The organism is Flavobacterium sandaracinum (assembly GCF_004349135.1).
Taxonomy (GTDB): domain Bacteria; phylum Bacteroidota; class Bacteroidia; order Flavobacteriales; family Flavobacteriaceae; genus Flavobacterium; species Flavobacterium sandaracinum.
The window spans coordinates 1-24,081 of sequence record NZ_SMFN01000010.1; the positions used below are offsets into that span (position 1 = coordinate 1).

General features: G+C 36.0%; 17 protein-coding genes and 1 tRNA gene. 5 read left to right on the plus strand and 13 right to left on the minus strand.

Annotated elements, in window-relative coordinates:
- Nucleotides 1-318: 318 nt before the first annotated feature.
- The 3 genes from E0F91_RS09575 to hflX form a co-directional block, all read right to left on the minus strand.
- The gene (locus E0F91_RS09575) at nt 319-861 is read right to left on the minus strand and encodes a hypothetical protein (protein ID WP_132066294.1); all 543 of its coding nucleotides are present in this window, start codon (nt 859-861) and stop codon (nt 319-321) included.
- A gap of 291 nt (nt 862-1,152) precedes the next feature.
- The gene (locus tag E0F91_RS09580; RefSeq protein ID WP_132066296.1) at nt 1,153-1,599 is read right to left on the minus strand and encodes a hypothetical protein; all 447 of its coding nucleotides are present in this window, start codon (nt 1,597-1,599) and stop codon (nt 1,153-1,155) included.
- A 511-nt stretch (nt 1,600-2,110) separates the two neighbouring features.
- Nucleotides 2,111-3,361 (minus strand): GTPase HflX, encoded by a 1,251-nt coding sequence (gene hflX, locus E0F91_RS09585; protein ID WP_132066298.1) that lies wholly within the window; start codon nt 3,359-3,361, stop codon nt 2,111-2,113.
- A 925-nt stretch (nt 3,362-4,286) separates the two neighbouring features.
- On the opposite strand from hflX, the gene E0F91_RS09590 reads away from it, so the two are divergent.
- A complete protein-coding gene (locus E0F91_RS09590) occupies nt 4,287-5,933 on the plus strand; it encodes a DUF6377 domain-containing protein (protein ID WP_132066300.1) in 1,647 nt (548 codons plus the stop codon).
- Between the two features lie 306 nt (nt 5,934-6,239).
- Complete coding sequence (locus tag E0F91_RS09595) at nt 6,240-8,357, plus strand: glycoside hydrolase family 97 protein (RefSeq protein WP_132066302.1); 2,118 nt, start codon at nt 6,240-6,242, stop codon at nt 8,355-8,357.
- 58 nt (nt 8,358-8,415) lie between these two features.
- Here the strand turns inward: E0F91_RS09595 and E0F91_RS09600 are convergent, their stop codons facing one another.
- The 7 genes from E0F91_RS09600 to E0F91_RS09630 all read right to left on the minus strand — a co-directional run bounded on the left by E0F91_RS09600 (nt 8,416) and on the right by E0F91_RS09630 (nt 17,962).
- A complete protein-coding gene (locus E0F91_RS09600; protein WP_132066304.1) occupies nt 8,416-8,877 on the minus strand; it encodes an FKBP-type peptidyl-prolyl cis-trans isomerase in 462 nt (153 codons plus the stop codon).
- Between the two features lie 58 nt (nt 8,878-8,935).
- Entirely contained in the window at nt 8,936-10,291 is a 1,356-nt protein-coding gene (locus E0F91_RS09605) for a DUF5689 domain-containing protein (RefSeq protein WP_132066306.1), read from the minus strand.
- A 10-nt stretch (nt 10,292-10,301) separates the two neighbouring features.
- Nucleotides 10,302-13,235: a carboxypeptidase-like regulatory domain-containing protein gene (locus E0F91_RS09610; protein WP_341825545.1), complete on the minus strand. Its 2,934-nt coding sequence runs from the start codon at nt 13,233-13,235 to the stop codon at nt 10,302-10,304.
- Nucleotides 13,236-13,590: 355 nt separating this feature from the next.
- Nucleotides 13,591-14,802, minus strand: a complete 1,212-nt coding sequence (locus E0F91_RS09615) for an MFS transporter (RefSeq protein ID WP_132066309.1) — start codon at nt 14,800-14,802, stop codon at nt 13,591-13,593.
- A 191-nt stretch (nt 14,803-14,993) separates the two neighbouring features.
- Entirely contained in the window at nt 14,994-15,149 is a 156-nt protein-coding gene (locus E0F91_RS18135; protein WP_341825550.1) for a Gfo/Idh/MocA family oxidoreductase, read from the minus strand.
- Nucleotides 15,150-15,198: 49 nt separating this feature from the next.
- Nucleotides 15,199-16,239 carry a Gfo/Idh/MocA family oxidoreductase gene (locus E0F91_RS09625; protein WP_132066437.1) on the minus strand — a complete coding sequence of 347 codons (1,041 nt, stop codon included), beginning with the start codon at nt 16,237-16,239 and terminating at the stop codon, nt 15,199-15,201.
- A gap of 655 nt (nt 16,240-16,894) precedes the next feature.
- Entirely contained in the window at nt 16,895-17,962 is a 1,068-nt protein-coding gene (locus tag E0F91_RS09630; protein WP_132066311.1) for an NADH:flavin oxidoreductase/NADH oxidase, read from the minus strand.
- A 224-nt stretch (nt 17,963-18,186) separates the two neighbouring features.
- Between E0F91_RS09630 and rseP the strand changes: the two genes are divergently transcribed.
- The 3 genes from rseP (at nt 18,187) to E0F91_RS09645 (ending at nt 21,160) form a co-directional block, all read left to right on the plus strand.
- Nucleotides 18,187-19,536 carry an RIP metalloprotease RseP gene (rseP, locus tag E0F91_RS09635; RefSeq protein ID WP_132066313.1) on the plus strand — a complete coding sequence of 450 codons (1,350 nt, stop codon included), beginning with the start codon at nt 18,187-18,189 and terminating at the stop codon, nt 19,534-19,536.
- Nucleotides 19,537-19,673: 137 nt separating this feature from the next.
- Nucleotides 19,674-19,747, plus strand: a tRNA-Asn gene (locus E0F91_RS09640).
- Between the two features lie 1,008 nt (nt 19,748-20,755).
- The gene (locus tag E0F91_RS09645; RefSeq protein WP_243698873.1) at nt 20,756-21,160 is read left to right on the plus strand and encodes an Arm DNA-binding domain-containing protein; all 405 of its coding nucleotides are present in this window, start codon (nt 20,756-20,758) and stop codon (nt 21,158-21,160) included.
- 663 nt (nt 21,161-21,823) lie between these two features.
- Here the strand turns inward: E0F91_RS09645 and E0F91_RS09655 are convergent.
- The 3 genes from E0F91_RS09655 to E0F91_RS09665 all read right to left on the minus strand — a co-directional run bounded on the left by E0F91_RS09655 (nt 21,824) and on the right by E0F91_RS09665 (nt 24,021).
- Nucleotides 21,824-22,480 (minus strand): aspartate kinase, encoded by a 657-nt coding sequence (locus tag E0F91_RS09655; protein WP_073354429.1) that lies wholly within the window; start codon nt 22,478-22,480, stop codon nt 21,824-21,826.
- Nucleotides 22,481-22,587: 107 nt separating this feature from the next.
- Nucleotides 22,588-22,947: a YraN family protein gene (locus E0F91_RS09660; RefSeq protein ID WP_132066315.1), complete on the minus strand. Its 360-nt coding sequence runs from the start codon at nt 22,945-22,947 to the stop codon at nt 22,588-22,590.
- A gap of 177 nt (nt 22,948-23,124) precedes the next feature.
- Complete coding sequence (locus tag E0F91_RS09665) at nt 23,125-24,021, minus strand: S66 peptidase family protein (protein ID WP_165930118.1); 897 nt, start codon at nt 24,019-24,021, stop codon at nt 23,125-23,127.
- Nucleotides 24,022-24,081 lie beyond the last annotated feature (60 nt).

Genomic DNA, 24,081 nt, shown 5'->3' on the forward strand with positions numbered 1-24,081 from the left:
TAGCGGTTTTTGACCAGCGTGGCCCGCCTACTTGGTATCTTGGCAGTAGCCAAAGTTCAATTCCCTGTAAAAAATAACTTTATGGGTAAGGGCAGGTGTGCCCAATCCCGAAACTTCGGGAAAGAATATCAGGATAAAATTAGCCTGATTTAAACACCAAAAAAAAAGAGGCTCACTTGCCTCTTGAAATTCCCTCTATTTTTTTAACGATAAGTGCATAGTTCCTGCCAATGTCCGGTTCCGTTCAACCGCGGGTTCATTGTTCGGCTTGCAGCCGCAACGAAACCCTAGCTGTTATGTGTAGTGCCTTAATTATCTTTAAAAATCTGACCATTGCATTGCGTTTTCTTCGACAGGTTTCCATATTACACAATTTGTAAATTTCTGTTTTTCAAAATTTACATTTAAACTAGGTAACTTATCAAAATATTTTACTGTTCCGATTTCAAATTTAAGAATATAATATGAAGATTTGAAAGCAACTTCATTATCAGAAGACCAAACTAAGTTTAATGTTGAAAAATGAATTTCGGGAATTTTTTTTAAAGTTTTCTTTGGAATATTAACTTCAACACCTTTATATGATATTTTTATTGATGTCCAATTTTTACCATCATATTTTGCATTAATAGTTTCTCCAGTTTTATAATTTAGTTGGGCTTCAATAATTTTTATTTTTCCACTAACTATATCATCACAGTACATTTTCAAATTTGAATCTGTTGAATTAAAGTTTACAACTTCATTGTTCAATAAAGTGAATTTAAAAGATTGCGGTCTTTCAATTCGGTCTTTGTTTGCATAAATGTTTGCAAAAGTTAGAACTAAAATAATTGTCAAAATTGATTTTATATTTCTCATTTCTCTAGATTTTCTGGGGCATTACACATAACGTTCCCTTGCTACAAGAGGTTTGGGACTAAATTAAGCCTTATTTTCGGATTTGCCTAAACTTCCCAAATACAAGACCATTTTCAAATTAAGCCAATTGCCCAAATCTCTTGTAGCAAGTGTTACTGGAGGCTTGTTTTTTGTCGAAATTATGAATCTAACCATAAACTTTCACGTTTTTGTTGGCAGATTTCAATTTTCAGCGCAACGCTTTTCAAGTTTCTGTTTTCACATTCCAACATTCCAGAGTTTTGCGCATTTTTATAAATCACTTGTGTTAAATCGATTATGAGAAAGCCCCTCTTCGGAAGTCATCGATCCTAAAAGATTTTTGACAGTATCTCTTTTAATTATAACAATATCGTATGCTTTGAATTGTAAAGGATTTTTCAATAAATTTTTGATTTTTCTCGCTACCTTTTTTTGAATAGTGACTAAAGAATCATTGTTTTTAGGTAAAATTTCCACATTTATCAGCTGAACAGTTAGAAAGATGTCCAAAGTATCATTTACACGAGTTTTGTATCCTTCTATAAAAAGGCTTTTTGTTTTTATTAATTTTTGTATTTCTAGATTAACAAATTGATTATTAACTTTAAATATAGGCTCAAACTTTGGACTAGACTCTGTCTCAAACTTTGGATTATTGCAAGCCAAGAATAAAAATGGGAAAAAAATTAATATTTTCGATTTATAAGTGAATTTCATAATTTGGGTATTTTGCGAGTTTTTCGGTTTAAATTGCTGGTAACTTTTGAGTTCTACTTAATATTTTCTGCGCAAAAAAAATGCATATTTTCTAATAATTTTCTTCAGCGTAATTTCGGCACAAGTCTCCAGTAACTCATATATACACGCTACTTCATAGCTATTATCTACCCAAATTTGGGTGTATAGGCGCTACTGCGTAGCGCTTTATTGACAAATATATAAATAATAATTTTATTACAATTCGCCAACTACCATTTAATTTATTTAATGCGTTTTGAAAATAGGTCCTGTCTTTTATCCTACTCTCGCATGAGGGAATGCAGTGGAAATCCTCCCGTTTTTACGGGAGATTGAGAACGTAATGCCCGACCCAGCTGTAACGCTAGTGAAAGCTGGGGCATGCCCAAAAAAAATCCCTCTTGAAAATATCAAAAGGGTTTCTGTTGCTCCAGTACCGCTGTTTTCGACTGCGCTCGAACTGACAGCTGTATACTCTATAAATTGAAAATTATTCGATTTCGTCCTCGTCTTTGTCCTCTTTCTCCACCGCGTCCTTATAATCTGGATATAAGAATTTATTGTACGGGAAACGGGTGATGTGAATGTGTCGAACGGCTTCGTACACGCGTTCTCTGAATTCCTCGAAATTTTCTTTGTTGGTAGCCGAAATGAACAACGCATTTAGTTCGCCTACTCGGCTCATCCAAGTCGATTTCCATTCTTCTAGCGTGTAATGTCTTGGCGTTTTTTCGGTCATTAAATCATCTTCATCAATTGTCAAATGCTTGTAAGCATCGATTTTATTAAACACCATAATTACCGGCTTATCATTGGCTTTAATATCCAACAACGTCTGGTTTACGGATGCGATATGATCTTCAAATTCTGGATGTGAAATATCAACAACATGCAATAACAGGTCGGCTTCACGAACCTCATCCAGCGTACTTTTGAAAGAATCAACTAATTGTGTTGGCAATTTCCTGATAAATCCTACCGTATCCGAAAGTAAGAAAGGCAAGTTCTTGATGACTACTTTTCGGACAGTGGTATCCAAAGTTGCAAAAAGTTTGTTCTCTACAAAAACATCACTTTTTCCAACGGCATTCATCAAGGTTGATTTCCCAACATTGGTATATCCTACTAAAGCCACACGAACCATAGCGCCACGATTCCCACGTTGCACACCCATTTGCTTGTCGATAGTTTTTATTTTGTCTTTCAATAAAGCGATTCGGTCACGAACAATACGCCTGTCGGTTTCAATCTCCGTTTCCCCTGGTCCGCGCATTCCAATTCCTCCTTTTTGACGTTCTAGGTGAGTCCACATTCCCGAAAGTCTTGGCAATAAATATTGGCATTGTGCCAGTTCTACTTGCGTTCTGGCATACGAAGTTTCGGCACGTTGCGCAAAAATATCCAGAATAAGGTGCGTTCTATCCAGAATTTTACATTCTGTTATGATTTTAGATATATTTTTTTGTTGGGATGGCGATAATTCATCATCAAATACCAACGTCGAAATCTCGTTCTCTTTTACAAACAGATGAATCTCTTCAATTTTTCCTGTTCCTACAAAAGTCTTAGGATTGGGACGTTCCATTTTTTGTGAAAAACGTTTCACTACTTGGCCTCCTGCGGTAAAAGTCAGAAACTCTAATTCGTCAAGATATTCATTCAGTTTCTCTTCGCTTTGGTTTTGAGTTACAATACCAACAATAGCCGTTTTTTCGAAATTTATTACTTCTTTTTCTAACATGTCTTTGAATAAGCTACAAATTTAATGATTTGTAAGGGACTTTTTGAGTTCTGGGTTTATAAAAAACTAGAAGCCGTGAATAATGATAGTTTATCATGTTAGCTGAAAAGTTTTACGGCAATTTAATCCACATCAAAATGTAGCACAGAGTATAAAAATTTTACCTCAATTTCCACAAATCTCCACAAATTTTCAGAATCATCAACATTTCTAACGATCTGCGTCAATCCGTTAAATCTGCGTGCCATTTTTTTAAATATTCGCCACAGATGAGCACAGATTAAACGGATTCTTTACCATTTAATATATTGGTCAGATTTAAAAGAAAAATTTTACCGCAAATTCCACAAGTTTCCACAAATTTTTAGAATCATCAACATTTCTAACGATCTGCGTCAATCCGTTAAATCTGCGTGCCATTTTTTTAAATATTCGCCACAGATGAGCACAGATTAAACGGATTCTTTACCATTTAATATTGGTCAGATTTAAAAGAAAAATTTTACCGCAAATTCCACAAATTATAAGAATCATCAATATTTCTCACGATCTGCGTCAATCCGTTTAATCCGTTTTATCCGTGTGCCATTTCTTTAAATATTCGCCACAGATGAGCACAGATTAAACGGATTTTCCACCATTTGATGTACCTCGAAATTTAAAAGAAAATTTTACCGCTAATTCCACAGATTAGCATAGAGGATAAGAATCATCAATATTTCTAACAATCAGTGAAAATCCGTTTTATCCGTGTGCCATTTCTTTAAAAAAATTACCGAAATTTCAGCAAATTAATCTTTGGCAATCTGTGAGATCTGTGGCAAAAAAATAGTTGTGAATTGGCGGTAATTTAAAACCTCAAGCTTTTGAATGACCTGTTTTACTAGATTTTTAATTATTTTTACACCAATTAAATTCCATTTGAATGAATCGCTTTTTGAAAATACTTATTGCATTCTTGGTTCCTGCTTTTCTTTTTGCCCAAAATAATTCTGATGCGCTATTGAAGGAATTAGATCAAACGGTAGCTGATTATGCTGTTTATTCGAATAAAAAGGAGCTAGAAATCAACAAACTAAAGAAACAGCTATTCCAAACCACAACCGATCTTCAAAAATATACCATTTACGGAAAATTATATGCGGAGTACAAGTCATATCAGTCCGACTCGGCATTGATGTATGCCCGAAAGAGTTTTCAAATAGCAGAAAAACTGAATGACATCCAAAAGCTAAATGACGCCCAATTAAATTTGGCTTCCATAATGGGAACTTTAGGAATGTACAAGGAAGCAACCGATATTCTTAATCGAATCAACATCAAGACCTCACCCGAACTAAAAGGTTATTATTTCACCGTAAACAGCGTCGTTTATGGCTATATGTCAGATTATGCTGCTTCGCTTCAGGAGAAAAAAAAGTATATTTTATTGACTCAGAAGTACCGTGATTCCTCCTTACAGTATTACAAACCGCAGTCCAGCGCTTACATTATGGCGAAGTCTAGTACACTTCTTGATGATGGGAAACACGATGAAACATTGGTTTTATTACTGAACTATTTCCCGAAGATTAATAATAATAGTCCTGATCGAGCGGTAATTGCCTATATTATTTCGCAGGCGTACCGCCAACAAAAGAACCTCGATCTGGAGCAAAAATGGTTGACTATTTCAGCTATTTCCGATTTACAGTTGGCCAAAAAAGAATATATTTCGTTGCGGTCTCTGGCTTTTTTGCACTATGAAAACGGAGACATTGACCGCGCCGCTACCTATATCAAACGCTCGCTTGAAGATGCCCTTTTTTGTAATGCACGCCTACGAACCTATGAAATATCGAAGATGCTGCCCATCATCAATGGGGCATACCAAAAGCAAAATGAAACCAATCGATTTCAGTTACTTCTGTTTTTAATTAGTGTGAGTATATTGTCCTTATTCTTGTTGGCACTGCTTTTTTTACTTTTTAAACAAATGAAAAAACTATCGAAAGCCAAGCAGGAAATTAGTTTAGCGAACAATGCGCTCTCCGAATTGAATCAAGAACTAAACACCTTTAATGAGAAGTTGAACGATACGAATTATACGTTGACCGAAGCCAACCTTTTAAAGGAAATATATATTGGTCGTTACATGGATCAGTGTTCCCATTACATAGGAAAATTAGATGAATACCGCCGCAAGTTGAATGTAATGGCGACGTCAGGCAAAATGAATGACCTGATTAGTGCCGTAAAATCAAAAGAATTTGTAGAAAATGAGCTTAAGGAATTCTATACCAATTTCGACAAAACATTCTTGCAACTATTCCCTAATTTCATAACAGAATTCAGCGCTTTGTTGATTGACGACGAAGCCATACAATTGAAGGAAAGCGAACTGCTGAATACGGAACTACGAATCTTTGCGCTGATTCGTTTGGGCATCAAAGACAGCGCAAAAATTTCGACTTTTCTTCGGTATTCCGTATCCACGATTTACAATTACCGTTCCCAACTCAAAAACAAAGCAGCTGGTGCAAGAGAAGATTTTGAAGCAAAAGTGATGCGAATAGGAACTAATTTAAAATAGAAAAAATCTACTTTTTATGGAGGTATTTGGAATTAAAACAACTTCAAAGACCACTTTTTTATTATAAATACACTACTTTTTTTAAGTAATGTATTTACGCAATAATCAGATATTCAGTATATTGCATTTAAAAAACAAAAAGTCAATCTACTTTTTTAGAAAGACAAAAATATACAGTCTATAAAGCGGTTACTTTTACCTTTTCGAAATTTGGAAAACTAAGGGTTTTTAAATAAATCGATTTCGTGAAAATCGCATGCTATTACCAAACCTGAACAATTAATTATTTAAATTCTATTTTAAAAAATGAAGCAATTTCTTTTCACAGCCCTTGTTTGGCTCGCGTTTTTTAGCCCTGCACAATCGCAGCAGTTAAAATCACCAAATGGAAAATTTGTAATGGAGTTCTCCTTACAAAACGACGGAAGACCTAGTTACAGTTTAAATTACAAAAATAAAGCAGTTGTAAAACCAAGTACATTAGGTCTTGAATTAAAAGATGACAAAAAATCGTTGTTGAATGATTTCACTGTGGTTGACTCGAAAACAACAACTTTTGATGAAAACTGGAAACCCGTTTGGGGAGAAGTAGCCTCCATTCGAAATCATTATAACGAATTGGCAGTAACCTTAAATCAAAAAGAAACTGAAAGACAAATTGTGATTCGGTTCCGTTTGTTTGATGATGGTCTAGGATTTCGTTATGAATTTCCTTCGCAAAAAAACCTTACTTATTTTGTAATTAAAGAGGAAAGAACCCAGTTTGCTATGACAGGCGATCACACCGCGTTTTGGATTCCGGGGGATTACGATACCCAAGAATACGACTATACGACGTCCAAATTATCAGAGATTAGAGGATTATCAGAGAAAGCTACTACTGCAAATGTTTCTCAAAAATCATTTTCTACAACAGGAGTTCAAACTTCTTTAATGCTAAAAACAGCGGATGGATTATACATCAATTTGCACGAAGCAGCATTAATTGACTATTCCTGTATGCATTTGAACTTAGATGATGCAACCATGGTTTTTGAATCTTGGTTAACGCCAGATGCAAAAGGAGACAAAGGATACATGCAAGCGCCACATCATTCGCCTTGGCGTACGATAATTGTCAGTGATGATGCAAGAGCAATTCTGGCTTCAAAAATGACATTGAATTTAAATGATCCTAGTAAAATTGACGATACTTCCTGGATCAAACCAGTAAAATATGTAGGTGTTTGGTGGGAAATGATTACTGGAAAAAGCTCTTGGGCGTATACGGATGAATTTCCAACGGTACAACTTGGCGTAACTGATTTTTCAAAAGCAAAACCCAATGGAAAACACGGAGCAAACAATGCGAATGTAAAAAAATACATTGATTTTGCAGCCAAACATGGTTTTGATGCCGTTTTAGTCGAAGGTTGGAATGAAGGTTGGGAAGACTGGTTTGGTCACTCCAAAGATTATGTTTTTGATTTTTTAACTCCTTATCCAGATTTTGATGTCAAAGGATTGCATGAGTATGCTAAAGCGAAAGGCGTTAAAATGATGATGCACCATGAAACTTCGGGTTCGGTGCGTAATTACGAACGTCATTTGGATAAAGCGTATCAGTTTATGAAAGACAACGGATACGATGCTGTAAAAAGCGGATATGTTGGTTCTATTATTGAAAACGGCGGAAATCATTACAACCAATTTATGAATAACCATTATCAATATGCGATTGAAAAAGCAGCTGATTATAAAATTATGGTGAATGCTCATGAGGCGGTTCGTCCTACAGGAATTGCCAGAACGTATCCAAATTTAATAGGAAATGAAGCCGCAAGAGGAACAGAATACCAATCTTTTGGTGGGTCAAAACCAAATCACGTAACCGTATTGCCATTTACCCGTTTGGTGGGCGGACCGATGGATTACACGCCGGGAATTTTTGAAATGGATTTGAGTAAAATGAATAAAGACAACAACTCCCATGTAAATAGTACCCTTGCAAATCAACTGGCATTGTATGTAACGATGTACAGTCCACTGCAAATGGCAGCCGATACTCCAGAAAATTATGATCGTTTCCTAGATGCTTTTCAGTTTATAAAAGATGTAGCGATAGATTGGTCTGACAGCAAATACTTAGAAGCGGAACCAGGTCAATACGTTACCGTGGCACGTCAAGCAAAAGGGACGAACAATTGGTTCGTTGGTAATGTAAATGGAGATACTTCTCGTACCTCAACCATCAAATTTGATTTCTTAGAAAAAGGAAAAAAATATGAGGCTACGATTTATGCTGATGCAAAAGAGGCACATTATAAAACCAATCCGCAAGCGTATACAATTCGTAAAATGACGGTAACCAACAAATCAAAACTGGCACAACTCTCAGCGCCAGGTGGTGGATATGCCATAAGCATTGTTGAAATCAAGAAATAATTAATCACAAAAGGCTGTCCATAAAGACAGCCTTTTATCATTTTATAATGACCTCAGATTAATTTACTTTGATCAGTTTGACATCAAAAATAAGTACCGAACCACCAGGAATGGGTCCACTACCATTGCTTCCATAACCCAAATGAGATGGAATTAGCAAGACTCCGTTTCCACCTTCTTTAAAATACGGAATTCCCTCTGTCCATCCTTTTATCACTTGGTTCAAACCAAATGAAATTCCTTCTGCTTTACTTTCGTCAAATACATTTCCATTCGTAAAATATCCTTTGTACGCCACGGTTACATTTGATGAAGCTGTTGGTTGAGTTCCAGTTCCCGCTTCTTTAACCACATAATACAAACCGGAATCGGTTTTTGTAGCGGTCAAATTATTTTTGGCAATGTAATCCACGATTTCTTTTTCGTTTTGAATCGTGTAATCAATAGGTTTAGATGCTTCGTTATCCGATAAACAAGAAACAAATAATAAAGAAACAAGTGCTAATAAAGTAGATTTCATGTTATATTTTTTTAAGAAGGGCAAATATAGTGAATTCAAATCTTGTCTTTTATAAAAATTATTTATCCCCAAAAACCTGGACATCATCTATTTGGAAAGCACCATCCAAAGCCAAATTTTTCCCCGATCCAGTGTACCTAAAAGCGATATTGATCTTGCCTTTATACGAAGATAAATCTATGGCGCCACTTCCTATAAATTGATACCAAGGTGTGGCCTGATTGGGTAAATTAACCACCAATGGAGTCCAAGTTGCAGTTGCAATATTCAATCCATCAAAATTAGTTGAAACATAAACGTCTAACGCATTTAATGGGGAGTCCACGTCTAAATGATGCTGGGCCGTTCTAAAGGTTAATACTTCTTTCGTGTGAACATCCATGTCAATTTTTGGCGAAATCAACCAAGCTACATTCGAAACAACTTTAGTTCCTGTGATGTTAAATTCGGCATAACCATTACCAGAATATACTGTCCCTTTCCAGAAAAGTGTTCCTTTTTGAACCAAATTAGCCCAACCGGGTAAACTCAATTTCGATTTATCTATTGCTGTTTCAAAATCTTCGTAGAAAAAAGGAACTGCTTGCTTTCCAGTCATCACCACATCTTTTTCGGAACGCGGCAATAATTGGTAATCACTTCCGTATTTTGTCAAAATTCCTCTTACTTTTCCGCTTCCATTAGGAACTATTTTAGTCGCAAAATCGGAAAAACTACTGGTTCTAAAATAGACTTGATTCCCTAATTTATCCACTAAACCCCAGTTGGTCGCACCACCTACATTATTAGTTTCCTCAAAATAATGACGCCCAATTGCCAAAGCTGAAAACTGAACATCAGACAACTCAACCAACGTATTCAAATTAGAATCGTTCAACAGTTCCGACAGGGTTAACGACCGAACCAAAGCTTCCTCTTTTATATTCGTACATGATGCGTTCAGCACTTTTTTATACTCATTTTGCGAAACTCGACCCACACCACCTTCATTGTAGGAATTCACAAAAATACTTCCAATACGCATTCCGCCAAACGAAATATCCGTGTATTGGTCTTTCAACTTGATGTATACTTTATTGCCCAATCTATAGTCAATATACAAGTTGGTAGCATCCACAGGAACGCTAAATCCTATGGCGGGTGTTGTGGCTGTTGCCAAAGTCTGAAAGGAAATCGACTTGAAAAAATTTCCCGATTCATCGCTAGAAACTACATACGCCTCAATGATATCATTGTATCTGTATTGCGTTACAATGGCATTTGCAACTGCATGAACTTCGCTCACTGTTTTATTTATAACTAAATCTGGTTGGGTACATAGGAGTTTTGGCGCGGGAATATCATCTGTCACGCAATTACTGAATGTAAAAGGCATCAATAAAAATAAAAAGATGCTGGAAAATGTTGATTTCATATATTTTAATTTAAAGATTGATATATAGATTCACAAAGTACGTTCGACCGTATCCGTAGAAGTATTTGGGTCCAAAAGAAGGCGTACCGCTGGAAACATCTTGGTCTCTTTCCCTGAAATTGGCATTTCGGGCTTGTTCGTATCCGCCCGTTTTATAGGTAACATCGAGCACATTGTTGATGCTGGCAAAAATTCCAACATTCTTTCCATAGATTCGCCACGATTTTCCGCCCACAAGATTGAGCAACATGGTAGGATCAAACAGCTCTTGTTTTAGTAATACTGCGGCTCGTTCCTCAGTGGCTTCTGGAAAATTGAAACCACTTGCGGGATTTTTATAAAATATTTCGGTTCTGGAAATGGGCGAAATATCGATATAACTGTTGGTGAGGTAATTTACATTGGCGCTAATCCACCAATATTTTGGATCTCGATATTCAATTCCCAAAGAATAGGCGCGTTGTGGCATTCCTGCTTGCTTGTAATTTTTGAGGGAGGCCGTTCCAAAATCAAAAACCGGACTCGTGTTTTCTGGAGTTGCTTCGGCATCATTTGTCAACGTCACTTTTGGATTACTGTCATACGTATATTCACCAAAAGCTGCCGAAAAAGTGGTTTTAAATGTTTGTGTCAATTGGTATTCCAAACTGAATTCGGCACCGACATTCTTTTTATTTAATTGCGTTAAGGTTTGGCTCACAAAAGCATCTGTGTTTAAATACCCCGCGCCGTCATCAAAAATTCCTTCGGCATAAAAGAACGAAATTTGAGTCGCGTTTCTAATTAGGGAATAATAGGCCGTTAGTCTGGCTTTCAGTTTTGGGGAACGATAGACATAACTGGCATCCAAACTGCTGATATTCTCACTTTCGAGTCCGTCTACAATAGAATTATTCAATCGGGAATTCGCAAAAGTATTTTTTAAAGAAGGTGCTTTGGTCAAATGTGCCGCATTGAAAGTCACCAACTGTTTTCCAGAAATTTTCAAATTGAATCCGGCTTTGAAGCCAAAGTTTTCAAACATCGCTTTCTCGCTTTTCCCGAAAGAATTGGTTTCGTAAATTCCGTTTTTGTATAAACCTTCCCTTTGATAAGTAGCACTTGAAAAATTTTGTGCCAGATAAAAATCTACTTTATTGTACGTGAATTTGAATTGCGTAAATGCTTCTAAAGTAGTAGCAAAAAAATTATAACTGTATCCATAGGTATCGCCAACAACAACTTGTCGGTCTGGATTATTGAGATCAGACTGCGATTGATTTCCGCTATAAAAAGCATCGATATCTTCAAAATAAGAACCGCCAAGCAAGTCTAAAAGCTGTTGAGAATTATGCGATTTTAGTTTTTTGAATGATGCTCCAGCATTCATAAAAATATTTTCCGAGAGTTGTGTACTCAAATTTGTGGTGGCGACTGCCGTTTGATCTTCTACTTGGTCTTCATATAAAACATATTTACTTTTTGTAGGTTGGTATCCCGTAATGGTTCCATTAGCATCCAAAATTGGATTTTGATTCGCTTGGTATATTGCCATCCAATTAATTTGAGGATTGGCTAAAAATTCCGCTTTGCTTTTTTCCGCATTTTCATAATCCGGAGTGAATGCTCCCGAAAATTCTCCGTTATCCCGCGCATAGAGCGAGCTGTAATAGCTAGGCATTTTTCTGTAGTACGCAGGATCTGGACTATTCGCATTTTGAAAATCGATGTTGCTGTTGGCAATTGTTCCAAATTGATACATCACACTCGAATTCAGATTGGCTTTGTCGCTGATTTTGAAATAATGATTTAGCATAATCGTGGGTTCCTCTATCGTTTTTATGCGGGCATTTCTCTTTTCACCATCTTGAAAACCCCAATATGAATTGTATTTCACATTAGTCAATTGTGTTACTTCGGCGGTGTTTGGTGAATTTTTAGCTCTGGAATTGGGCGTGTACAGTGCGGTTAGATTCAACGAATGTTTCTCGCTTACTTTTTTTTCGAGGCTTATAAAAAAAGAATTTGCATCATAACTGGTCCCTTCAAAATAGCCTTCCTGTGCCCAGCGTTTTCCTGCTGAAACTACAAAAGCCCAACCACGAGAATTCATACCGGAAGCATGGGTTGCCATCGTGCGCCAACTGTAATTGGTATTGGTCCCTGAAAATGTAATTCGGGAACCCGGCCTGTAAATAGAAGCGCGGGTATTGATTTCCTGTGTTCCCAAAATACCGCCGAACGTATAATCCGATGGGGCAGTCCCGAGTGTAAATTCTTGGTTGCGAAGCGCGTCATTCAATCCGCCCCATTCGCCCCATTGTGGTCGTCCATCATAAATTTTATTCATAGCAACGCCATTAATCATCATTGTAGAATGTTCGCTGTCTAATCCGCGAACTCTAAAACGGGCTTGTCCCCAATTGAAGGCGGCGGCTTGCAAGAAAGCATCTCGGGATGATTGCAGGAGTCCGGAAGTACTTTCGGAACTGCTGTTGTTCTCGCCGAAATCACTTTCGATAAGTGTGATGATACTGCTTTGTTGTTCTATTGATTGATCTTCTTCGAGCGCAATCATTCCTAAATCCAGCATTTGTCCTTCGATAATTTCAATGGGATACAAGCCATCTTGGAATCCCTGACTGTGTACTAGCAACAAGATATTTCCTGTGGGAACAGCATCAAAACTAAAATTACCATCTTCTTTTGTGAGTTGCATTACTGTAGAATTTTGAATGCTGACGACGACAAATCCCAATGGGTTTTGGGTCTTTGAATCCACTACTTTTCCAAAAAAACCTGTTTTGTTTTGTGCCGTAATGCATCCCAGTTGAATGATAAAAAAGAAAGCAACGTAAAATTTATTCATAGATGCAACGGATGATGGTTTATATTTCTTTAAAAGTAAAAATTCAATAAGAAGTTCAACCGTTAGAATGAATGGCAACGGTTGAACTAAAAACATTGAAAACGTCATCCGAAATAGGATAACGTTAAATAATTAAAATTGAATTTTGGAAAAAGTGGTATAAACCTTAAATGCGATACTGCTGACTAGGTGGTATTTTACAGGCAGTATTGAATGAAAATAATCTATGAAAGAATTATAATGTTAAATGTATTAAAAAAATACTAACATATTGATTTTCAATGCAACTATTTTTATCGAATCTGTTTTTGGGGAAAGTTCTTAGATAATGGGAACGAATTCAGTAGCCCCGATGGCAGCAAGTATCCCACGCTTTTGGGCGTGGATACTGCGAACAGCGGGACAATTTGTTTTTATGGAAACGAAATATAGTGCTCCCAAAAATTTACAGTTACTCGATTGCTTTGATTCGGGATACCATTAACGCAATTAAAACTCCAAAAATACCGATGAATGCAAACGAAAATCTGAGGCTTGACAGCTCCGCGATGTAACCGATGATGGGCGGACCCATTAAAAAACCTAGAAAACTAACGCTCGAAACTGTGGTTAAAGCTACGCTGGGCGATACATTTGGGGTTTTTCCGGCTACACTATAAACCGTAGGAACGATGGTGGAAACTCCTAAACCAACAAACATAAACGCGATGGTGGCAGGAATGACAAATGGGAAAAATACAGCTGTAAAAAGTCCAGCTGATATCATGATGCCGCTGATTTGCAAGACGTTTTTTCGACCAAATTTACGAATCATACCGTCACCTAAGAAACGTCCGCCGGCCATCATAATCATAAAAGAAGTGTACCCTAGAATGACTAATGGTCCGGGCGCTTTGATGACATCTTTGAAATAAACGCCACTCCAGTCGAACATCACGCCTTCGCTGGCCATGCAACAAAACCCGATTATTCCCAACCAAATCAGCGCACTATCCGGTTTTGAAAATAATTTTTTCTTCTCGGTTTGGATCGTTTCTTTGGCTTTTATTAAAAATTTATAGTTGAACGCCATCATCAAAAATACGATTCCGGCCACAATGAGAAAGTGAGTATAAGGCGAGAGCTCAAAAGCTAACATTGCAAGTCCAACTAATGCACCCATGAATCCTGCAAAACTCCACATCCCGTGAAAAGAGGACATAATGGTTTTTTTGAACAGTACTTCGGTGTAAACGCCTTGTGTGTTTACGGCGATATTAGATAGATTTCCGAAGATTCCAAATACGAATAATCCTAATGACAATTGCCAAGCCGCTGTAGCCAAACCTAAATTGGTCATGCTAAAAACGTATAATAAAAGGGAGAATATCAAGATTCTGTGACTTCCAAAGCGGGTAACTAATTGTCCTGAAAAAGGCATAATTACTAATTGTCCTAATGGTAAAGCGAATAGAATACTTCCTAAATCTCCTTCGCTCAATTGCAATGCCGTTTTAATATCTGGAATGCGGCTGGCCCAGGTGGCAAAACACAAACCCATCCCAAAATAAAACATGGAAACTGCCCAACGGATTCGGTTTAGATAAGAAACCTTTGCGTCCTTGTAGGTTTTCTTGAATTTGGCTTTCGTTTTTGACCTTCCTAAAAAGTTTAAATTTATCAAAGTGATTTATTTTAGCATTTAATGGGTCAAAATTACAAAAAGCAATCATTGGATGTGTCAAAACAACACATTTGAGGAAAAATACAACGTTATTGTTTATAAAAAAAACAAAGTAATCCTATAAAAAATTAATCACCGCGAATTCGCAAATTTCAAAAAAAAAAATAAAATTTGCGAATTTGCGGTTGGTTTTACAAATCAATTACCTTTTTCTGAGCGCTGCTTTGAATTGCAGCTTCAATAATTTGCATCACATGCACGCCATCTTGTGACGATACCGGTTCTATAGCGTCATTTATAATCGAATAATAAACCCCGTCAAAAAAATCATAATGATTACCGCGAATTCGCTAATTTATAAAAAAGTATAGAAAATTTGCGAATTTGCGGTTGGTTTTACAAATCAATTACCTTTTTCTGAGCGCTGCTTTGAATTGCAGCTTCAATAATTTGCATCACATGCACGCCATCTTGTGACGATACCAGTTCTATAGCGTCATTTATAATCGAATGATAAACTCCGTCAAAAAAATCATAATAATTCCCTTGAAGTGTGGGTATAATTTCCTGAACAATTTCTCCATTAATTTCAGTGTGCAACAATCCTCGCTTTTCGATGGATTCTGTTCCCCACGTTTCTAAATTTGGTTTATTTCCTAGTTTTAATTCGTCTTCCTGAACATCACCACGCGGTTTCAGGAACGAACCCTTCTTGCCATGAATAATAAAAGCCGGAATTGCTTCGCGTACAAAAAAACCAGCTTTTAATCGGACGCGGAAATTGGAATAGTACAGTAAAATATCAATGTAATCATCTACCAACGAATGTTCCCTTGTAATCCGAATATCGGCAAAAACGGATTGCGGCAATCCAAACAAACACAGTGCCTGATCAATTAAATGTGGTCCTAAATCCTTCAGAATTCCGGCTCCAGAATTAGCAGTTTCCTTGTGTTGTTTTGGACTCAAAAGTGGATTGTAGCGATCAAAATGGAATTCGGCTTCCACGATATCACCTAATACTTTATCCGAAATAATTTTCTGTACGGTTTTGAAATCACTGTCCCATCTTCTGTTTTGGAACACGGCTAGTTTTACTCCTTTTTCTTTGGCGATAGCCGCTAATTCCTGCGCTTGGGCAACGGTTGTGGTAAATGCTTTTTCGACAATGGCGTGTTTTCCGGCCAAAAGAACTTGTTTTGCATAGTCATAATGGGTCTCGACTGGCGTATTTACAATGACTAAATCTACGTCATCTTCTAATAATTCTTCTATTGACACATAGCTTTTCACCTCTGGAAAATCGTGATGAATCAGCTTTTTATTGCGTTCCCAAGAACCAAGAAGTTCAAATCCAGGGTGAAAGGCGAGGAACGGAGCGTGAAATACTTTACCAGACATTCCGTAGGAGAGTAAAGCTGTTTTTATTTTATCCATGAAGTTCGTGTTATTGTACATTTTATTTTTTGAAACATATAAGTCATATAAGTTTTAACAAAAAGCTTGACTGAACCATAAAGCTAAACCTTAACTTTCTTAATGGTTTAAAAAGCGAAAAGATTTTTTTTGAACCATATAAGGCTTTTAAGTTCATATAAGAAAAGCTCAATGAAATTGAAAAGCCAAACCTTAACTTTCTTAATGCCTTAATGGTTTAATTTTTTTTTGGTATAAACATATAAGTCATTTAAGTTTTAACAAAAAGCTTGACAGAACCATAAAGCCAAATCTTAACTTTCTTAATTCCTTAATGGTTTAAAAAGCGAAAAGATTTTTTTTTTGAACCATATAAGGCTTTTAAGTTCATATAAGAAAAGCTCAATGAAATTGAAAAGCCAAACCTTAACTTTCTTAATGCCTTAATGGTTTAATTTTTTTTTGGGTATAAACATATAAGTCATTTAAGTTTTAACAAAAAGCTTGACAGAACCATAAAGCCAAATCTTAACTTTCTTAATTCCTTAATGGTTTAAAAACCGAAGAGATGTTTTTTCGAACCATATACGGCATTTAAGTTCATATAAGAACTGGATGTTTTTTTCCAGTTCTAAAAGTAAAACTTACATGACTTATATGTTTGAAAATTATAATCTTATTTTTTAGCTCTTTCGTATTGCTTTGGCCATTCGATTTCCGCTTCTAAATCATGGGCAAATGTCAATCCAAGATAAGGATTTCTAAGAGATTCTCTGGCAAATAATACTAAATCTGCTTTTCCAGAGGCAATGATTTCCTCGGCTTGAGCCGCCTCGGTGATTAAACCAACTGCGCCTGTTAGGATTCCGGTTTCTTTTTTTATGCTTTCGGCAAAAGGGACTTGGTAATTTGGTCCTAACGGAATTTGTTGGTGTGAAACCGCTCCACCCGAGGAAACATCGATTAAGTCGACTCCTTTTTCTTTTAGTATTTTCGAAAGCTGTACGGATTCTTCGATATTCCAACCACCTTCTGCCCAGTCTGTAGCCGAAATTCTAACGAATAAAGGCATGTTTTCCGGCCATTCTGACTTAACTGCTGCTACAACATCAAGTGTCAAACGGATTCGGTTTTCAAAACTTCCACCGTATTCGTCGGTTCTAAAATTAGATAGTGGCGACAAAAACTGATGAATCAAATACCCGTGCGCCGCATGAATTTCCATTACCTGAAAACCCGCTTGCACCGCTCTTTTTGTAGCCGATTTAAAATCAGCAACTACTTTTTGAATTCCGTTTTGATCTAAAGCAATAGGAGCGTTTTCAGTGTGATGATACGCCACAGCACTTGGCGCTACGGTATCCCAACCGCCTTGTTCAACGGCTACTTTCCTACCACCATTCCATGGTGATGCTGCACTGGCTTTTCGACCGGCATGCGCCAATTGGATTCCGGGAACCGAGTTTTGACTGACAATAAAACGATTAATTTGCTGCAACTTTTCGATTTGTTCGTCTTTCCAAAGCCCTAAATCTTCTGGTGAAATCCGGCCTTCGGGAGAAACTGAAGTCGCTTCCTGAATGATTAATCCTGCGCCACCACTAGCACGACTGCCTAAATGTACAAGATGCCAATCATTGGCAAAGCCATCAGTAGCTGAATATTGGCACATCGGAGAAATAGCAATTCTATTTTTAAGGGTAATACTTTTTATTTGAAGAGGAGAAAATAATTTTGAAGACATACAATTGATTTTAAAGTGAAGAAAACGAGAAATATTCGTTTCAAAAAAGTAAAGTTAAGAGACTCGTTCGAAAGTAAAAATTGAAATTCGATTAATTAACAAACATTTAAAATCTTCTGGAACAATTATTGTAAAATAAACAAATAGAAAACCTTACTTTTGTGAGTTATAAATTTAAATTAATAAGAGGATTAGATTTCTTCGTTCCTCGCAATGACAAATAAATGGACATAGTTATCAAGCTTTCTCAATTTTTATTGAGCTTATCATTACTTATAATACTTCACGAATTAGGACATTTCATTCCTGCTAAACTGTTTAAAACCAGAGTCGAAAAATTCTACTTATTTTTTGACGTTAAATATTCCCTTATCAAAAAGAAAATTGGCGAAACCGAATACGGAATTGGTTGGTTGCCTCTAGGTGGTTACGTAAAAATATCTGGAATGATTGACGAAAGTATGGACAAGGAACAAATGGCCTTGCCACCTCAACCATGGGAGTTTCGTTCAAAACCGGCTTGGCAACGTTTAATTATCATGTTGGGTGGTGTAACTGTCAATTTTATTTTGGCTTTCATAATTTATATCGGAATGGCTTTTGCTTATGGCGATACCTATATTGCAACTGAAGATTTGAAGGATGGCATCTGGGTGACCAATCCTGCGATCGAGAATGCTGGAATTCAAACTGGTGATAAAATTATTTCTGTAAATGGAAATAAAATCGAACGGTTTGATGACATTTCTAAAAACTTGTACATGGCTTCAGAAGTAACTTTAGAACGAAAAAATGAAATTAAAACTATAAAATTCCCAATAAATATTATCAATCAGATCAGTAATTCTGGTGTCAAACGTACTTTGGTAGAAATGAGAATTCCATTTATAGTTAGTGTAGTAGAAAAAAACTCACTTAATTATCAAAGTTTAAAATCTTCAGATATCATAACTCACTTTAATGGAGTTCCTGTAAAATATGCCGATGAAGCAATAGCTAAGTTTAAAAATTTTAGTGGTAAAACTGTTCCCATAACTCTAAAAAGAGGTGATAAAATTGTTCAAACCACTGTGAAAATCAATGACGAATCCAAATTACAAATAGCTTATGCTACACGATTACCGTATTCAAATATTGAAAAATTGAATCTTTACAAAATAAATCGAGAAGAATATAGTTTTACTGAATCTATTCCTATTGGACTTACTACTGGTGTTGATGGCTTAATTGATTACGGAAATCAACTTAAAAAAATATTTAATCCAAAAACAGAGGCTTATAAAGAAGTCGGTGGCTTTGCTGCAATTTTTAATATTTTTCCTAACACATGGAGTTGGGAGTCATTTTGGTCAATCACTGCTTTATTATCGATTATGCTTGGTGTAATGAACTTATTGCCTATTCCAGCACTTGATGGTGGTCACGTGATGTTTTTATTATATGAAATCATCAGCGGTAAAAAACCAAGCGATAAATTCCTAGAAAATGCGCAAATGGTTGGTTTCGTATTACTTATAACACTGTTACTATTTGCTAACGGAAATGACATTTACAAGGCAATTGTAGGGAAGTAAAAAAAATTAAAAAAAGTTTGATTTTTATTTGCACAAACCAAATGATAGCCTATCTTTGCACCGCTTTACAACTGAAACGAACATCACAATAAAGCAGCAAAAACGTTCATTCATTATTAGAATAAAAATATACAGTTTCCTTCTTAGCTCAGTTGGTTAGAGCATCTGACTGTTAATCAGAGGGTCCTTGGTTCGAGCCCAAGAGAGGGAGCTTTTTAAAACCTGATACGAAAGTATCGGGTTTTTTTGTGGATTATTGTGGCGAGAAGTTTATCCCGAATTTATTTCGGGAAGCCCAAGAGCCGGAGCTTTTTAAAACCTGATACGAAAGTATCGGGTTTTTTTGTGGATTATTGTCGCGAGAAGTTTATCCCGAATTTATTTCGGGAAGCCCGAGAGCCGGAGCTTTTTAAAACCTGATACGGAAGTATCGTGTTTTTTTTGTGGATTATTGTCGCGAGAAGTTTATCCCGAATTTATTTCGGGAAGCCCAAGAGCGGGAGCTTTTTAAAACCTGATACGAAAGTATCGGGTTTTTTTGTGGATTATTGTCGCGAGAAGTTTATCCCGAATTTATTTCGGGAAGCCCAAGAGCCGGAGCTTTTTAAAACCTGATACGAAAGTATCGGTTTTTTTTGTGGATTATTGTGGTGAGAAGTTTATCCCGAATTTATTTCGGGAAGCCCAAGAGCCGGAGCTTTTTAAAACCTGATACGAAAGTATCGGGTTTTTTTGTGGACTATTGTGGCGAGAAGTTTATCCCGAATTTATTTCGGGAAGCCCAAGAGAGGGAGCTTTTTAAAACCTGATACGAAAGTATCGGGTTTTTTTGTGGATTATTGTCGCGAGAAGTTTATCCCGAATTTATTTCGGGAAGCCCAAGAGCCGGAGCTTTTTAAAACCTGATACGAAAGTATCGGGTTTTTTTGTGGACTATTGTGGCGAGAAGTTTATCCCGAAATTATTTCGGGAAGCCCAAGAGCCGGAGCTTTTTTAAAAGACTTTACAGTGATGTAAGGTCTTTTTTGTTTTAAGGCGGTAGTGAAAGCAGGACTTCACGGTGGTTCAGTAGAGAAGAGAAAATTTTTGAGTTCTGCCAACTTGACAACTTATTTTGCAAAAAAAGGTTCCCATAGAGGTTCCCATTTAAAATCTCGAGGTTCCCATTTAAAATTCCGAATTGTTATGCCAATTGTTTAACTCAAAATCAATTGGAAACATGCACCAAGAAAAAACTACAATTCTATTTGTAATCAGTCCGACTAAAATCAATCAAAAGGGATTATGCCCTCTTAATTGTAGAATCACTCTCAACAAAGAACGCAAACAATTTACTACAGGGCTTTTTGTAAACCCAAACTATTGGGAAAATAAACTTCAAAAGGTCAACAGTCGAGATGCTAACTACAAATTTATTAATGCTCAAATTGAGCAAATTCAAATCAAGATAAATAACATTGCTTTGGTACTCCAACTTCAAGATGAAAATTGTACTCTTGATAATATCTACAATAAATACATCGGAGTAGAAATCAAAAAGAAGGAATTTGTACTTTCCTACTACAAACAGTATCTAGCCAGAATCAATAAATTGGTAGGACTAGAGTTAAAAGATAGTATCTAGGGGAATTGGGTAAGTTATTCGAAGAAGTAACTAAAATTTAATTCTTTAGTTTATTTGTATAACATACCCGTTAGTTAGAATTAGTTTTTGATGGTAATTCTTCGTCAGTTCGAATATTTTTCGATAGAAAAATGTATCGAGAACAAGAAAAATTTCATTAAAAACGGTTTTCGATACACGTTAATTCGAGTAGCGGAGCGTATCGAGAATTTTTGTTCCGTTTTACTTCACAAAAAACACTCGAACAGACGCTTTGAATAATTGCATCCAACAGGTTTCTTTAGTTTATTTGTTTAACCTATACTATTTTAAATAAGATTTTTAAAATAGTACTGTTTGATAAGGAAATAGATGCTTTTTTGCTGTCTTTCACGAACTAATTAAATAACCTATTTTGTACTATCAATTTCTTCAGTTTCTTTGATGAAAACAAGAATGTGAAAATGATTTTTCATTAAACACCAAGCGTAAGTTTCTGCCATCGGTTCAATGTATTTCTAGTATCACCTCAAAAAATGTTTACAGTTCTCATTGCCTCTATTATATATAGGATAGTATTTACCGTTCTCAAGAGGAATTGGATTTATATTGTTTAATAACGTATTTCCTTTTAATGCTTCTAGCCTTCAAAAGCCCGGAAGGTTTGTAGATGTACCGAATTTTCTAATTCTTCAAATCCTTAATTACTTTAAAGGCCACATCCACTTGTTCTTCACTCACTAAAATAGTAAACTCGTTTGAAGTCGAAATTACTTCATTGATAATAATTCCTTCCCAAGCAAGACGCTGGAAAATAAAATAGTAAATCCCAGGAACGACAATATTTTCTTTAGGTAATTTTACCGTAATCGAAGCAAGATTATCTAGTTTTTGAATCAATTTTTCAGTGGCAAAATGCTTGTCCACTAAGTGATTGATACTGTTACTAACTACAATATTAGTTTCATTTACACCTCTGGATGAAGTGTAAAAAATATCAGGTAACGTATTGATATCTGTAATTAAATCCGCTTGTTTATTCAAAACGGTGTCGGATGCAGCAAAAGTATAATCCGTCAAGGCAGAACGAACGGTGATTTCCCCGATGTTTTTGATGACTTTATTGATCTTGTGGTTTAATCTGAAATCCAGTTCTTCTGTTAGTCTTTTTAAAGCCATAACAACAGCTCCTTGTTTTACTTCCTTACCAAATTCACTTTCTAATTCGGTCATTATATTTCTGGATAATGAGGTCAAGTTAATGATGCCTAATGATAATGCATTCAGCAAAAAAGGTTTTGTTTTGATGTAGTTTTCAACAATAGAAGAAACAGTTTTCATAATTTAATTTTTTATTGGTTGTTATTGTACGCGTAGTTAGTGTGTAAATAGGACGCAAATATAAATAAAAAACAATTTGTTACAAATATAACATCAATAAAAAACAATTAAAAGTGATAAAACGCATCGATAAGATGCTCAATTACAAAAGATTTCTCTTCTTTATGGATCGCAATAATGTCAAAACGGACTTCAATATCTAAATCTCTTTCGTTGACAAACGCATCAACGGCCTTCACAAGAAGCTGGATTTTTTTTGGTTTTACAAAATCTTGCGGTAAGCCAAATTCTAATGAAGAACGGGTTTTGACTTCAACTATAGCAAGTGTGTTTTCTTTTCGCGCGATAATGTCTATTTCGGCTTTTTGGAAGGTCCAGTTGGTTTGCAAAATAGTATAGCCGTCTTTCCGTAGAAATTCAACTGCCATTTCTTCTCCTAATTTTCCAAGTTCGTTGTGTTCCGCCATAAAAAAGTTTTCAGTCGCAGTATTCAGTTAATAAACCTATGAAATTAATTCCTACAATTCAGAACGATAATTTATAATCAAAAATCCAAAACGATATTCAGTAGTACAAACAATTATCCTGAGTCTATTTCCGTTTAGTCTCTCCCTCCTTCGGAGGGAGCCGGAGGGAGGATTTTTTTACTCAAAAACCAGCGTACTACATTTTTCATTGACATTGATAGTCACATTATTTCCTAAAATCAAAGCTCTGTTGTCTTGAATATGTCCTGCAGGAAAATTGTACAGGATAGGAATATTGTATTTTTTGGTAACATCTTCAATGATTTCAATGGCATTTTTTCCCCACGGAATATCATTATCTTTCATTTTTGTCATGGAACCCACAACAATTCCTTTGATACTTTCTAGACAACCATTTCGTTTTAAATTCATCATCATGCGGTCAATATGATACAAATATTCGTCTAAATCTTCTATAAACAAGATTTTATCAGAGCAATCAATTGCTGATGGAGAACCAAACAAACTATACAGAATAGATAAATTCCCACCCACTAATTCTCCGGTAGCTTTACCCATTTTGTTTTTTGTAAAAGGAGCAACAGTATAGGATATTTTTTCGCCAAATAGAGCTAGTCGCAGTGTTTCGATAGCTTGAGGTGTGGCTCGTGGAGCTGTTATTGGCATAATACCATGAATAGATTTAAAACCCATGGTATTTAAATGATTGTGTAAAACGGTTACATCACTGAAACCAACAATCCATTTCGGATTTTTTTTGAACGCAGTAAAATCCAATAAATCAATCATTCGTACAGTTCCGTATCCACCTTTTACGCACCAGATGGCTTTGATATTTGGATTGTCCAATTGCTGCTGAAAATCGGCGGCACGCTGTTCGTCAGTTCCTGCCAGTTGATTGTTGTCTAAACCTATTGTACTGCCAATGACTACTTCTAAACCCCAACTTTTCAATAAAGCAATAGCAGGTTTTAAGTTGTCATCTGTGTTTTTTCTGGCTGTTGCCAAAATTGCTACGGTATCTCCTTTTTGTAAATTGGGCGGTGTAATCATGTTGTATTGGGCTTGACTGTTGAAAGATTGTAAAACAAAAATAAGCAATAGAAATTGATA